The organism is Sphingobacterium sp. Mn56C (assembly GCF_049319645.1).
GTDB lineage: Bacteria > Bacteroidota > Bacteroidia > Sphingobacteriales > Sphingobacteriaceae > Sphingobacterium.
On record NZ_JBMOUC010000001.1, the window covers coordinates 1,150,395 to 1,163,460 of the forward strand.

Sequence of the window (13,066 nt, forward strand, 5' to 3'; positions counted from 1 at the left end):
TGCGTTGTATATACTTTTTTAATAACGACTTGACTTACTTTACAAAGTAGCGATGTTCTATTACGGTGACCTCATCTTCTTTATTGGTCATCTTCTCCAAAGCAGACTTTGCCGTACAATGCCCTGTAATACCGCGATAAATTAACGCTCCACCAATGCTAAGGCCTGTTAATGCGCTAATTGGATTTTTGATAATTTTCTTTATACCTACTCCGAGAATAAAACCTCCTGCTACAACAGATAATATTCTTTCTGATGTACCTACATTTCCGTCGATACATTTCTCGTCGACCTTTGCTTTAAGCTTATTCAGTCCGTAATTTATAAGTGCATTCATAGTGTTCTTTTTTATGTAAAACAAAAAATAAACAACAAAGTTTGATTCTTATCGGATAATCTTTCTCCTGCAGGCATGTGCAGCTTCAAAACATATTCCAGATAAAGGATTTTGCGAAAAGATTTATACTTCCTAAATTACGCCTTTAAAACCATACTATGAACGTTAAGAAATATTCTGGAGAATTGGTACCCTATAAACCGGAGAGCCTCAGGCATTCCTTGTCGAGGTCTGGAGCAAACGACACGGAGGTTACACAGGTCTTCCAAGCTATACAACATAAATTATACGACGGCATCTCTACTCGGGAACTATACGAGCTTGCCTTTAATTATCTTAAAAATCAACGTAATACCTATGCTGCCCGATACAGTCTAAAAAAGGCCATTCGCGATTTAGGCCCTGAGGGGTATCATTTTGAAAAATGGATAGCCAAGTTATTTGAAACAGAGGGTTATCAAGCCATTACCGGACAAACAATACAGGGGCATGCCGTAACGCATGAAATCGATGTTATTGCCGTTAAAGGCAATAAACTACTGGCTGTAGAATGTAAATTTAGAAATGATATAGACGCTAAAATATCCGTTACTACGCCCATGTATTTTATGTCGCGCGCGAAGGATATAACAGGTATTACATATAACTTTTTCAATAAAAAATTAAAGATTACTGCGACCTGGCTGGTTACGAATGCCTACCTTACCTCCGACTCCATAAAATTTGCGGCGTACTATAAAATGAATTTACTCGCCTGGGATTACCCTAAAAATGCGAGTTTAAAGTTAAAGGTCGACGACAACGGACAATATCCTATCACCTGCTTAACATCGCTGGATGCTTTGCAAAAAGACACCCTGTTGAAGGCACAGTGTATACTCGTTAAGGATATCATACATAATCCAAGGTACATAAAGTTATTATCCGTCGATACAAAAACAAAAAAAGCTATTCTTGCAGAGGCCTGCGAACTGATAAATAGTCCGCTCGTAGGGGTTTAAGACTGATATTAGCCATTTAGCCATCTTTGTAAGGCAAACTCCGTTAATAAGTGTGCTAATGTATACGTTTTATAGTTTTCCTTTGTGAGCCATACCACCTCTTCCAGCTCGGCGCATGGCGTTATAGGGGTATTTGCGCGTCGCTCCTTTAATAGAAAAATATAACCACACACGCTCTTTCCGCGCTCATTTGCAGCAGCAGTGCGATGTGTGCCTAAGAAGTGGTATGCACTTTCCGGAAGCTCGAATTGCAGCTCCTCTTGCAGTTCGCGAACTAGGGCTTTTGCCGGCGTTTCTTGGGCCTCAATTTTTCCTCCGGGAAGCATATAGTATGAGCTTCCCTTTTTACGAACCACCAATAGGTCGCCATTAAAATTTAAAACCATTGCAGAAGCAATGGTTATTGTATTATTATCAGGGTTTAACATAATATAGTATTGTAAACCTATGCAGTTTACAGAAAATGCACAGGTTTATTTTTTTAATCTCAGAACATAGCAGGTGCCACCCAAGATATGCTTTTGGAAGGCCGCATCGTCAAAAGATTCGTCCGTATGACCAAGACCGGTATAAAAAACACGTCCGCCTTCAAACTCCTGGAACCAAGCTATGGGATGAAAATCGCCCATTTTACCACCCTTATATGAAGTTTCGTCCAATGTCATTAACACGCTTAATTCTGATTTTATATCCTTAAAATCGTACCATTCATCCTTATGCCACCAAACCTCTGGCAGATGCTGGGTAGCGGGATGTTTTCGATTTATTACCGCCATCTTAGCGTCTTGCACTTCAGGATGTGATGCAAAATAGCCCCCTACAAGCTGCCCATACCATGGCCAGCTGTGCTCGGTATCTGTTGCCGCATGAATACCGATAAACCCCTTGCCAGCATGTATAAAGTCTTGAAAGGCCTGTTTTTGTGCAGCGTTAAACAAATCGCCGGTGGTACTTAAAAAAAGTACGGCATCGAATTGTCGTAAACTGTCGGCACAAAAGTAATTTGCATCCTCCGAGGCTACCGTACGTATACCATTAGCGTTTAGCACCTTCGTAACGGTTGCCACACCTTTTGGAATACTGGCATGCCTAAAGGCCGCAGTTTTACTAAATATCAAAACATTTTTCTGCTGCTCGCGCTGCTGTGCAAAGACTGTAGTAGCCATGCTGCACAGGGCAATCATAAGGGTTAGGTGTACTTTTTTCATCAATAATATGGTTAATAATTAGGTCGCAACGGCCAAATAATAATCCAGTGCACCTTTAATATCATCCTCCCCGACAAATACATTAAAAGTACAATCACCAATGCGGTTTAACAAAGCAAACCCAATCTGGTTGGCCTCATTCTTTTTATCATTTTTCATCAGTTCTAAAAATGCCTCATACCGATCTGTAGTATAGACATATCTAGGGTAAAGCGCCAGAAATGTTTGGGTAATATCGGCAAGTTCATCCGCCGACAGGCTACCTTGTTTATGGGAAAGCCAGGCTTCACAGATCATACCTATTGCAATAGCTTCACCGTGCGATAAAGGGTCGGCATCATTATATAAAGAATACCCCTCAATGGCATGGCCAATCGTATGTCCAAAATTTAAAATCTTGCGTAAGCCCTTTTCAGTAGGATCTTCTAAAACAACAGTATTCTTAATTTGCACCGACCTATAGATCAATTCCGGGTCTATAGCATCTGCCATAATATTTACCTGTTTACAAGCTTCGTATAAATCCTTATCCTGAATTAAACCATGCTTAATAATTTCGGCAAAACCCGATAACAGCTGTCTGTCATCCAGGGTAATAAGGAATTTAGAACTTATAAATACGGCCTGTGGCTGGGTAAAGGTTCCGATAATATTTTTAACGTTATCCAAGTCAATACCAGTTTTTCCACCCACAGAAGCATCTACTTGTGCCAATAAAGTGGTTGGTATTTGCACAAAATCAATACCTCTTTTAAAGGTTGAAGCAGCAAAACCTCCCATATCGGTAACGACACCGCCACCAAGATTTAACATTAGTGCCTTTCTGTCGGCACCAAAATCCAACATGGTTTTCCAAACACCAATGCAGAAATCGATATTTTTATTTTCTTCTCCGGGGTCCACCTCAATAATATCATAATCAATAAGGTTGGGTACTGCCGCCAGCAGCACCGGCAAACAGTGGTCGTTCGTATTTCTATCAACAAGAATCAGAATTTGCGAATAATTACGACTCGCAATAAAATTTTCTAAGCTGTTTAAATTTTCTTCAAAAAATACCTGGTATCCTAAACTTTGAATGGCTTGCATAAATAAAAAATGAGTGCTTAAAGATAAACAATAAAACCTATTGCTATGTAATAATTATATGATCTGTACCGTTTGTCCTTCAAACGTTACAATATCACCTTTACGCACCTTTAAGCGTTTTCTAAAATCTACAACGCCATTATATGTTACCAACCCCTCTTCTACCATACGCTGCGCCATACCGCCGTGCTCTACCCAATTCATTGCTTTTAATAATTGGATCATGGGAATAAATTCACCTGTTAATGTAAACGTTTGCATAAGCAAATTTACATATATTATCAGTTTATTTCAGGTTTTTCAGAAAAACTATCGTTCCGAATAGTTACATTTGTGCCATAATGACTTAAATATAATGGTAACACAAGAAAGTTCAAACCTGTTAGATTTTGATAATACAGAAATAGCTTTTAGAAATAAAAGTGACAAGGATTTAAACAGAGCCTACTGGTTGTTTAAAATGGTAGCTTCCAGCACTTTAATAAAAATCGGAACACCAATAACAAATTTCTCCTTAACGATCGGTCTCCCTATACAAGGTATTATTCGCAACACCATTTATAAGCAATTTTGCGGTGGCGAAACGATTCAAGGTTGCCATAAAGCTATTGCCGACCTTGGCAAAGGTAACGTAACAACTATTTTGGATTACTCCGTAGAGGGGGAAGAATCGGAAGAAAGCTTTGATGCGACCTGTAATGAAGTGCTCTCTTCCGTAGCATATGCCCGAACAAATAAACTTATTTCCTTTTGTGTATTTAAACCTACCGGTGTCGGACGTTTTGACCTTTTGGCAAAAATTGATGCTAAAGAGGAGCTTACAGCTGCCGAGAAACTGGAATATGCAAAGTTAATAGCGCGTTGTGACAAGATATGTAAGGCATGTTATGATGCTGATGTGCCTGTACTTATAGATGCCGAGCATTCCTGGATTCAAGACAGTATCGACGATATTGCACGCGAAATGATGGAGAAATATAATAAAAAGGCGCCTATTGTTTATAATACCTATCAATTGTACAGGCATGATAAGCTCGCCTCTTTAAAAGCGGATTTGGCCTATGCTGAAGTGCAAAATTTTCATTTAGGGGCAAAAATTGTTCGTGGAGCTTATATGGAAATTGAACGCGAGCGTGCTGCAGAGAAGGGCTATACCTCACCTATTCAACCGAATAAATCGGCTAGTGATACCGATTACAACGAAGCGATATTATTTTGTTTAGATCATATTGATAGAGTTGGTTTAATGGCGGGCACACATAATGATCAAAGTTGTATGACCTTAGCAACCGAGATGGATAAAAGAAATATTCCGCACAACCACCCTAATGTATTTTTTGCACAATTGTTAGGCATGTCAGACAACCTTTCTTTTAACCTTGGTGCGGCAAACTATAACGTAGCCAAGTATATGCCATATGGCCCGGTGAAGGCAGTTATGCCTTATCTGTTTCGCCGTGCACAAGAAAACACATCCGCGGCCGGACAAACAGGACGTGAGCTCAAATTAATTATCAAAGAAAAAGAACGCAGAAGAAATATTAAATAAGAATACGCTCCGGGATATAGCTTTTTTTTTATAGACCGGAGTGTATTGTATTATATATATAATAATGACCTCAACCGAAAACTTAAAATACCTTAAACTTACCGAATTAGCAAAATCATATAAAGCTTTACTTTTTGATGTAGACGGTACATTGGCAGATAATATGGCGGCACACAAAGCTTCTTATGTCGCGGTAGCGCAAGAATATGCTATCGATTTAGACCCCAATCTTATCGACGAAACGGCGGGATGGCCTACCGTAGCGGTTGCCGAGGAAATTGCCCGTCGTTACCATAAATCATTCGATTTAGAGGTTTTTTCAAAACGTAAGTCGGCTATCTTCATAGAGCGCTTTATTCAAGATACGAAGCCTATTCGCTATGTACAGCAAGTTTTGCTCGATAATTATGGCCTTAAAAAGATTGCCGTAGTTTCAGGTGGTTCGCGCTCAACTTTAAACATCACCCTAGCTGTAATTGATGTTAAAGATAAATATCAAAGCATGGTATGTGCCGGAGATACGCCTAATGGGAAACCATCAGCAGAACCATTTTTACTGGCTGCACAGCAGTTAGGTGTCGATCCAAAGGACTGTTTGGTTTTTGAAGATGGCGACCCCGGTGTGCAGGGTGCAATTGCGGCAGGTATGGGTTGGGTACGTATCGACAAGTTGTAGCAGGTACATCGCGATTTAGCCTAGCATTCAGCAATTAAGACTTTTACTATACGCTATTGGGGGGTTACGTATTAAGTAAATCCAAAACTAGTTTTGAAGCACTAAAAGTTGGTCATAATACGTAAACCACCATTGGTGTAATCCATATCGGCACGTCTATATTGCCCTACAGGCAATTTAACATAAGGCTCCACAGAAACGCCAAATCTGTTGTTTACTTTTACTTTTTTTCCTAACGAAAAATTCACAAAACCATTAAACCCATTGGTACTCACATTTTGCTCAATAGTTTTGACGGTCTTCGTTGTTGCCTTCGTTAACTCGGATTGCTGTTTTTCGGAATTTGGATACCCATTTTGAAAACTTTCAAAATTCACATTATCAACAAATTGGGCATTACGCTGCTGATTTACAATAGCAGAATACGATACCCCTGCTGCTGCATAAAACATTTTACCTACATTATACTTCACCTCTAAAGGGATATCAATAGATTGCACAACCCCAGAAATAGCGTTTACATTTGGCAATACAAATTCATTGCTTTTCAGTTTTGAATTGCTTATTAAATTTACCCTATCCAAATCCACCGACTCCGAAACATGCACCGTTGCCGCACTCGAGGGTTGATGTGGGTCTTTCAACACACCAACTTGATAGGTGTTATACGATGCTCCTGTGCGTACACTTAAGTTTTTGGTCACCGTATACGCTAATGCCAAACCTCCAGCAAAATTCATTTTATCTGTTGTCGCTGTTGGCGACACAAATAACGCAACATCAAATTTATTCCCTAAGTTAAAACGTTTATGATTTTCCGTATGGTCTAAACCTTTAGAACGCAAGCCAGAGACATCCATTCCTGTGCTAGCCAACAGCGAACTTTCCGTCGTAAAATCCTTTATACGATGTACTTCATTAACGGGTTGAACCTTACGCTCAACAAGTGGGGTTACAGGTTTTACCTGTGCAATATGGAGACCTTTTGATAGCTCCTGCAGGTCTTCTGTATCCAATTCTGGTAACAGCGATTTATGGATCTCAGCATTTCTAATCGGCATCACATCGGCACGCATACCTTCGGAAACACTAGGCTTATTTGTCGCATAAAATTCACCTCTATGCAAACCATCTGTATGGTTACTTTGCGGCATCAAAGCTGCCGGAGTATCGGCCGCCCCCGCCTTATCGGATTCCTTTTGCTGTGCAGGATGGGAATTTTCGGCGATACTTGCTTCACCTCTATCCAAGTGTAACATACGCTGGGCAACAAATAGGCTACCCACCCCCAACACCGCGATAACGGCAGCTGCGGCATACCATTTACGCAGGGATCGATGGGGCAATAAAATAACCTGCTGCTGCTTTTGCTGCTGCTGAAAACGCTCCCAAGCCCCCTTCCTATAAGGAAGGTCTTCCTGCGCTTTCATTTTGTGAATAATTTCTTCTATTAACTCTTTATCTTTTTTCATTTAAATCGTCCTTTTAAGAATGATTTATTGTATTTAATAAGGCATATTGTTCTGTATAGGCCTTTCGTAGTCGTACTTTTGCCCTAGTTAAATAGGTACGCGAAGTGCTCTCTGGAATATTCAACATTTGGCCGATTTCCTCATGCGAATACCCTTCGATTTCATATAAATTAAAAATTGATTTTTGTATGGCTGGAAGTGTATTTAATAAGTTTAAAATATCCTTTTCTTCCAAACTAGTAGACACAGGAACCGCATGTATAGCCAAATCCTTGTCGGTATAATCGTCCAAGGAGTAAACTTCTTTTTTTGACCGAAGTTTATCAATAGATGTATTTACGGTGATCCGAGCCATCCAGCCTTTAAACGTTTTTTCCGCTACCTCCGAATCTTCATCGACTTTAAAGTCCTTTATTTTCCGAAAGATTTTAACAAAAGATTCGTTCACCACATCTTCAGCTTCCATCTCTTCGGCAATATATCGTAGCGCTACCGCCATGAGGTAACCATAAAACTTTTTGTATAGAAAGGATTTACTACGCTCCGTATCCTCCAAGGCACACTCCTCCAAAGCCAACCAAAAGGTTAACGGGGTTTTCTTCTTAAAGTATCTTGGTAGCAGGCTCACGAAATAATTTTACGCTTTTAATTTATTTTATACGACTAAAATAGACAAATTGTTTCAGCCCACCTAAACTTCACCTTTCATTTCAAATTTTAAATTTTATGTCAAAACGCATGTTAAAAGTATTTCGCTACATGCATAAATAAAAATTTATAGGTATATTAAGGTCTATTTATTACTCACGCTAAAACGTAAAAGGTTTTTAGTTATTTTTAATTGCTCAATTTTTATCCCAATGAAAAATATACTCCTACCTACCGACTTTTCAGAAACTGCAAATACAGCATTTCTGTATGCTTTAAATCTTGCCCATCAACTTAAGCTTAGGCTTTTTGTGGTCAACACCTACATTACGCCTATATTATCTGCTTCCCATGCCGGACAGCCGGAAATGCTGGCTGAAGTATACCAGCAGGTGGAGACCTCAAGACTTGAATTTTTCAAAAATCAGGTACCTCTACTGCGTGCCTTAGCGGAAAAACAGGGCTTACCACATGAACAAATTGTTTTCTTCTTTGAAGAAGGAACCGTGCTGTCGTCCGTAAAAAAACTGATTGCAGAGGAGGAAATTGATCTTATAATTATGGGTACTAATGGGGCCTCCGGATTCCAAAAAAGCTTTATCGGTACCAATACTGTCGCCGTTATTAATAATGTGAAGCTTCCAGTTTTGGCCATACCGGGCCATGCAAAGTATCAACCTATTAAAAATATTGCCTTTACAACCCTATTCAGAGATAAAGATGAGCCTGCATTACAAGAGGTGATATCCATTGCTGAAGCCCTTAAAAGCAAAATCTATTGTGTCAATGTTATGGGAAATATCAATGCTCCCGGAGATTTGCTTTATTATGGAGAAACATGGAGCCGAAAATTTAAGTCTGCTGATTTAGATTTTGTTTTTTTGGAAAAGAGGCAATCTGTGGAGGATACCATACATGCTTTTATTCGGGAAAACAACATGGATTTACTCGCTATAGTAAAACGTAACCGAAGTTTTTTCGACCGGTTAATTAATGCTAGCCTCAGCAATAAATTTGCTTTTCATGCGGAAACACCCATCTTGGTATTTCACGAAGACAATTAGGTATTGTTTTCCGGTTACTGGTAAAGAAGGTTTCCGCAAGCAGAAAAATTATATTAAACAAAATACATAGCTATCTTTGCTTTTAAATCGTATAAAGCAATATGGATATAAGTCAATTCATTAAAAAACTTACCGCCAACGGAACCCTAAACGAGCTAGTGAAAAAACACAGCCTTATTGTAGATGATAAGCTGCAGACACAGGGTGTTCTATTTTTTATTTATGACGGTAAGCGGGATGTTAAATTATTTATCCCAGCTCCCTTTCATCTTGAAGTTTTAGCCCAAGCGGAGGGGTTAACAAATAAATTGGTGTTACAGCATAAAGAAGCCATGTTATTGCAATAAGAAGTAAAAACGTAGCTTATTGTAACACAATTGTAACGAACAATTGCATCGGGGTTGTTTTTTATAGCCGATCGGTTTTATTTTTTTTATTACTTTTAATATTATTATACATACCAACAAGCTAAACTTTAAACATTATTATGAAAAATTTGGTCACCACGATATTATTGTCTTCAACCGTATTAATGAGTTGTGCCAATAGCAATTCCACCAAGGAGGATAACAGCGCTGCTGCACAAGACAGCATTTTACCGCCTGTAGAAACGCAAAAAGCAAATACCAACTACAAGCCTGCATTTGCTGGGCAGACGCGGGTTGCAGGTGCGAAAACGAAAACGCCTTTCGAGGGCAAAGTTATTGCACAGGGGTTAAAATCACCCTGGGGAATTGCCGTTCTTCCTGATGGTAGATTACTTATCACCGAAAAAGAGGGTACCTTACGTATCGTTACTAAGGATGGCAAGGTTTCTAATGCAATAACGGGGTTGCCAAAGGTAGATCCTGCAGGCCAAGGTGGCCTTTTTGGCATTACCCTTGATCCTAAGTTCAGCAGCAACAAAATGCTGTATTGGGTATTTACACAGCCCGTAAAAGGTGGAAACCTAACGGCTGTCGCCAAGGGGAAGCTTGCTGAAGATGAAAAAACTATTCAAAATGCAACAGTAATCTATCAGGCAGCACCGGCCTTTAATGGTAAATTGCATTATGGTGGAAGAATACTTTTTGATAAAACTGGGAATCTTATCGTGACCACGGGCGAACGCTCAGAACTAGAAACTCGACCGCAGGCGCAGGATTTAAAATCCGCTTTAGGAAAAATTATACGCATTACGACCGATGGTAAGCCGGCAGCAGGAAATCCTTTTGCGGGAAAAGCAAATGCACTTCCCGAAATTTACTCGTACGGGCATCGTAATGTTCAGGGTATTGCTTTCCATCCACAAACTGGCGATCTGTGGTCTACCGAGTTCGGTCCACGTGGTGGGGATGAGCTGAATTTAGTGAAACCTGGAAAAAACTATGGATGGCCTACCATTACCTATGGCATTGAATACTCGGGTAAAGAAATTGGTAATCCACCTATACAACAGAAAAATGGTTTGGAGCAACCCGTTTATTACTGGGATCCTGTATTATCACCTTCCGGAATTGCTTTTTATACGGGCAAAGGCATTCCAGAATGGAGTAATAATTTATTTATTGCGGGCCTAAGCAGCACACATATAGCACGATTAGTTCTTAAAAATAATAAAGTCGTGGGCGAAGAGCGATTGTTAGCTCGAGAAGGGCAACGTTTCAGGGATGTTGTGCAGGGTAAGGATGACGCGTTATATGCAATCACAGATGCTGGTAGACTTTATCGCATTGCTAAAAAATAATTATTATAGTACTTAAAAATACCTATAAAGCCACAATTTACTTCCTACAATATGTATTAATTATTGTGGCTTTATTACCTTGTGCAGTCAAGGCTTCGACATGGAAAACCAGCGATACGGACTACGTATCGTTAGTGAAATCTAAAAGTAATAGCGTTAATTTTTCGTATGCCTGTGCACTGGACGAAACCACAGTTCGCAGCAAGGGTGTTACCACAACAGGTAAGCTACACCTAAGCCCTTGCCTAGGCAGCACATTTTCCTTTAGGTTTTTATGGACTAAATTGCCTGTGGCGGAAAACCAATATTCCAACGCAAAGCAAATATTTACCCCCCCTATTCCTTTATATTTAACCCATAAACAGCTTCTTATATACGCTTAGATAAAGTATGTAGTCTAGTTATTTATTTTACTATTTACTTTATTTATGAATTCAAAAACTTTAATAAATCCATACTGGAGCAGCATGGATTATACACTTCCGATACGTTTGGTCATTGGATGGACCTACTTCTCTGCCTTTTGGAGAAGGTTAATTTTAGAAAATAAATTGATGATGGATGAAGCCGGTTACATCGGCGAAAAATTCAACCACTTCCTCCCCCATGCTTTAGGCATAAAACCTATAATTGAATACCTCGTTACACACCCAGAAGCACTTTGGTATGCGATGGTAATTTTTACAATCGTCGAGGCTATTGTAGGTTTATGTATGATGCTGGGGCTGTTTACGCGGCTCGCCGCGTTGGGAACCTTTATGCTTGCCATGGGTATATTATTAGGCTCAGGATGGATCGGCACTACCTGCCTGGATGAGTGGCAAATTGGTGTCTTGGGCATAGCCTGTGGATTAGCAGTATTCTTGTCGGGGTCGCAGCGTTATGCTTTAGATGCTTACCTGATAAACAGAAAATATAAAATAGCAGGCTTGAAAATCTTCCCATACCTCGCTTCAGGACCGATATCCAAAGCTGGGTTATGGAACAGGCTATTAATTTTAGGTAGTATAGGGGTCTTTTCTTTGACCTTGTTTACCAATCAACATTTTCATGGGGGTGTGTTCGGTAAACTGCATAACAAATCGGTTAGTCCAGAATTAGAGCTTTCACAACCATTATGGGACGAGGATACGCTGGTTTTCCAAGTGCATCGCACCGAAGGTGCTGATGTGTATGGTTCATTTTTAATTGGAATAACACTGACGGATGCTACTGGACAAACGCTGCAACATTGGGGCATGGAAGATTTAGCCAATTTCAAGTCTGAAAACATACATAATTATTATGTCAGTAAGGTTAAAACGGGTGCACATAGTTTACTTATTCCTTTAGGAGCGCGCGCCGATTTAAGGCTACAGCTTTCGGCGAAGCAGTATCGTTCGATGGCATCTCATGTTATTCTTACGGATATCAGTGGAAAAACCTGGCAGTTAAGGGTAAATAATTAATTTAGGTTAAGTAGTATTCTACCTTTAATACCTAAATTTACAAGAATAGAAAGGAAAAAATTATGAAAACAGTTTTTGAAAACCTGGAACTTGTTAAAAATAATGAGACCAAAAGATTTGAATTGACTTATGAAGGTGCTACCGCTTTTATTGATTTTAAAGAAACAGCATCACGGATTGCGCTCATACATACTGAGGCCCCATCAGCATTGGCAGGTACAGGTGCTGCGGCAGCTTTGGTAGAAAAGACCCTAAATTTTATTCAGGAAGATGGGCGTAAATTATTACCCTACTGTCCGTACGTTTTTGCTTTTATAAAACGTAATCCCGAATGGAAACGTATTGTTGACCCTGATTTCCCAACCTATAGTAGCCTGTAATTTTTAATGGATTACACGTCGGTATTAGTTTTGCATTCCTATTATAGGTGGTTGATTTTAGCGATAATAGCCTTCCAATTTTGCTGGTTTGGCTACTATCGCCACTTCGACAGGGTGTTTGCCCGCAAACACTATATGCTTTTGGTTGTACTGACGCTTAGCTATAATATCCAGCTCCTACTGGGCTGGATATTATTTATTAAAAGCCCTTTAGTGCATGAATTTTGGAGTAATTATGCGTTGTATGTAAAACACCGGCAAATGCGCTTTTTTGGTATGGAGCATGTTACCGTGATGACGATATGCATCGGCACGATAAATTATTATACCTTTCAATGTTACCGAAAAATTGGTCATAAACAGGTATACCATTACCTGTGGAAACGCTATTGTTGGCTGTTTACCCTTATCTTATTATCTATTCCCTGGTCTTTTTCGCCACTTACCAGTCGCCCAAATTTTAGATAA

General features: G+C 39.6%; 16 protein-coding genes. 9 read left to right on the forward strand and 7 right to left on the reverse strand.

Annotation, left to right across the window (positions count from 1 at the left end):
* Nucleotides 1–34: 34 nt before the first annotated feature.
* Entirely contained in the window at nt 35–337 is a 303-nt protein-coding gene (locus tag ACL9RF_RS04860; protein WP_422799468.1) for a YgaP family membrane protein, read from the reverse strand.
* A 158-nt stretch (nt 338–495) separates the two neighbouring features.
* On the opposite strand from ACL9RF_RS04860, the gene ACL9RF_RS04865 reads away from it, so the two are divergent.
* Complete coding sequence (locus tag ACL9RF_RS04865; protein WP_422799469.1) at nt 496–1,338, forward strand: ATP cone domain-containing protein; 843 nt, start codon at nt 496–498, stop codon at nt 1,336–1,338.
* A gap of 8 nt (nt 1,339–1,346) precedes the next feature.
* Here the strand turns inward: ACL9RF_RS04865 and ACL9RF_RS04870 are convergent, their stop codons facing one another.
* From ACL9RF_RS04870 to ACL9RF_RS04885, 4 genes are read right to left on the reverse strand one after another with little or no spacing between them, the layout of a single operon-like run.
* Entirely contained in the window at nt 1,347–1,766 is a 420-nt protein-coding gene (locus tag ACL9RF_RS04870) for an NUDIX hydrolase (RefSeq protein ID WP_422799470.1), read from the reverse strand.
* Between the two features lie 45 nt (nt 1,767–1,811).
* The gene (locus tag ACL9RF_RS04875) at nt 1,812–2,546 is read right to left on the reverse strand and encodes a ThuA domain-containing protein (protein WP_422799471.1); all 735 of its coding nucleotides are present in this window, start codon (nt 2,544–2,546) and stop codon (nt 1,812–1,814) included.
* Between the two features lie 18 nt (nt 2,547–2,564).
* Nucleotides 2,565–3,635, reverse strand: a complete 1,071-nt coding sequence (aroB, locus tag ACL9RF_RS04880) for a 3-dehydroquinate synthase (RefSeq protein WP_422799472.1) — start codon at nt 3,633–3,635, stop codon at nt 2,565–2,567.
* Nucleotides 3,636–3,689: 54 nt separating this feature from the next.
* Nucleotides 3,690–3,896, reverse strand: coding sequence for an RNA-binding S4 domain-containing protein (locus tag ACL9RF_RS04885; protein ID WP_422799473.1), 207 nt, complete (start codon nt 3,894–3,896; stop codon nt 3,690–3,692).
* A 94-nt stretch (nt 3,897–3,990) separates the two neighbouring features.
* Here ACL9RF_RS04885 and ACL9RF_RS04890 point away from each other — a divergent pair, with 94 nt between their 5' ends.
* Both ACL9RF_RS04890 and ACL9RF_RS04895 read left to right on the forward strand, forming a co-directional pair.
* Nucleotides 3,991–5,184 carry a proline dehydrogenase family protein gene (locus tag ACL9RF_RS04890; protein ID WP_422799474.1) on the forward strand — a complete coding sequence of 398 codons (1,194 nt, stop codon included), beginning with the start codon at nt 3,991–3,993 and terminating at the stop codon, nt 5,182–5,184.
* Nucleotides 5,185–5,248: 64 nt separating this feature from the next.
* Complete coding sequence (locus tag ACL9RF_RS04895; RefSeq protein ID WP_422799475.1) at nt 5,249–5,860, forward strand: HAD family hydrolase; 612 nt, start codon at nt 5,249–5,251, stop codon at nt 5,858–5,860.
* A gap of 101 nt (nt 5,861–5,961) precedes the next feature.
* On the opposite strand, the gene ACL9RF_RS04900 is transcribed toward ACL9RF_RS04895, so the two are convergent.
* Both ACL9RF_RS04900 and ACL9RF_RS04905 read right to left on the reverse strand, forming a co-directional pair.
* Nucleotides 5,962–7,332, reverse strand: a complete 1,371-nt coding sequence (locus tag ACL9RF_RS04900) for a hypothetical protein (RefSeq protein ID WP_422799476.1) — start codon at nt 7,330–7,332, stop codon at nt 5,962–5,964.
* A gap of 13 nt (nt 7,333–7,345) precedes the next feature.
* A complete protein-coding gene (locus tag ACL9RF_RS04905) occupies nt 7,346–7,960 on the reverse strand; it encodes an RNA polymerase sigma factor (protein WP_422799477.1) in 615 nt (204 codons plus the stop codon).
* Nucleotides 7,961–8,192: 232 nt separating this feature from the next.
* On the opposite strand from ACL9RF_RS04905, the gene ACL9RF_RS04910 reads away from it, so the two are divergent.
* The 6 genes from ACL9RF_RS04910 (at nt 8,193) to ACL9RF_RS04935 (ending at nt 13,066) form a co-directional block, all read left to right on the forward strand.
* Nucleotides 8,193–9,044: a universal stress protein gene (locus tag ACL9RF_RS04910; protein ID WP_422799478.1), complete on the forward strand. Its 852-nt coding sequence runs from the start codon at nt 8,193–8,195 to the stop codon at nt 9,042–9,044.
* 101 nt (nt 9,045–9,145) lie between these two features.
* Entirely contained in the window at nt 9,146–9,391 is a 246-nt protein-coding gene (locus tag ACL9RF_RS04915; RefSeq protein WP_422799479.1) for a hypothetical protein, read from the forward strand.
* A gap of 140 nt (nt 9,392–9,531) precedes the next feature.
* A complete protein-coding gene (locus ACL9RF_RS04920; RefSeq protein ID WP_422799480.1) occupies nt 9,532–10,770 on the forward strand; it encodes a PQQ-dependent sugar dehydrogenase in 1,239 nt (412 codons plus the stop codon).
* A 428-nt stretch (nt 10,771–11,198) separates the two neighbouring features.
* Entirely contained in the window at nt 11,199–12,218 is a 1,020-nt protein-coding gene (locus ACL9RF_RS04925) for a TQO small subunit DoxD (RefSeq protein ID WP_422799481.1), read from the forward strand.
* Nucleotides 12,219–12,280: 62 nt separating this feature from the next.
* Nucleotides 12,281–12,598 carry a GNAT family N-acetyltransferase gene (locus tag ACL9RF_RS04930; RefSeq protein WP_422799482.1) on the forward strand — a complete coding sequence of 106 codons (318 nt, stop codon included), beginning with the start codon at nt 12,281–12,283 and terminating at the stop codon, nt 12,596–12,598.
* A gap of 135 nt (nt 12,599–12,733) precedes the next feature.
* Nucleotides 12,734–13,066 (forward strand): hypothetical protein, encoded by a 333-nt coding sequence (locus ACL9RF_RS04935; RefSeq protein WP_422799483.1) that lies wholly within the window; start codon nt 12,734–12,736, stop codon nt 13,064–13,066.

Coding starts and splice junctions, on each gene's coding strand:
- aroB (WP_422799472.1), bottom strand. CDS start 3,635: ATGCAAGCCATTCAAAGTTTAGGATACCAGGTATTTTTTGAAGAAAAT.
- ACL9RF_RS04920 (WP_422799480.1), top strand. CDS start 9,532: ATGAAAAATTTGGTCACCACGATATTATTGTCTTCAACCGTATTAATG.
- ACL9RF_RS04895 (WP_422799475.1), top strand. CDS start 5,249: ATGACCTCAACCGAAAACTTAAAATACCTTAAACTTACCGAATTAGCA.
- ACL9RF_RS04865 (WP_422799469.1), top strand. CDS start 496: ATGAACGTTAAGAAATATTCTGGAGAATTGGTACCCTATAAACCGGAG.
- ACL9RF_RS04885 (WP_422799473.1), bottom strand. CDS start 3,896: ATGCAAACGTTTACATTAACAGGTGAATTTATTCCCATGATCCAATTA.
- ACL9RF_RS04875 (WP_422799471.1), bottom strand. CDS start 2,546: ATGAAAAAAGTACACCTAACCCTTATGATTGCCCTGTGCAGCATGGCT.
- ACL9RF_RS04925 (WP_422799481.1), top strand. CDS start 11,199: ATGAATTCAAAAACTTTAATAAATCCATACTGGAGCAGCATGGATTAT.
- ACL9RF_RS04935 (WP_422799483.1), top strand. CDS start 12,734: ATGCTTTTGGTTGTACTGACGCTTAGCTATAATATCCAGCTCCTACTG.
- ACL9RF_RS04910 (WP_422799478.1), top strand. CDS start 8,193: ATGAAAAATATACTCCTACCTACCGACTTTTCAGAAACTGCAAATACA.
- ACL9RF_RS04915 (WP_422799479.1), top strand. CDS start 9,146: ATGGATATAAGTCAATTCATTAAAAAACTTACCGCCAACGGAACCCTA.
- ACL9RF_RS04890 (WP_422799474.1), top strand. CDS start 3,991: ATGGTAACACAAGAAAGTTCAAACCTGTTAGATTTTGATAATACAGAA.
- ACL9RF_RS04900 (WP_422799476.1), bottom strand. CDS start 7,332: ATGAAAAAAGATAAAGAGTTAATAGAAGAAATTATTCACAAAATGAAA.
- ACL9RF_RS04870 (WP_422799470.1), bottom strand. CDS start 1,766: ATGTTAAACCCTGATAATAATACAATAACCATTGCTTCTGCAATGGTT.
- ACL9RF_RS04930 (WP_422799482.1), top strand. CDS start 12,281: ATGAAAACAGTTTTTGAAAACCTGGAACTTGTTAAAAATAATGAGACC.
- ACL9RF_RS04860 (WP_422799468.1), bottom strand. CDS start 337: ATGAATGCACTTATAAATTACGGACTGAATAAGCTTAAAGCAAAGGTC.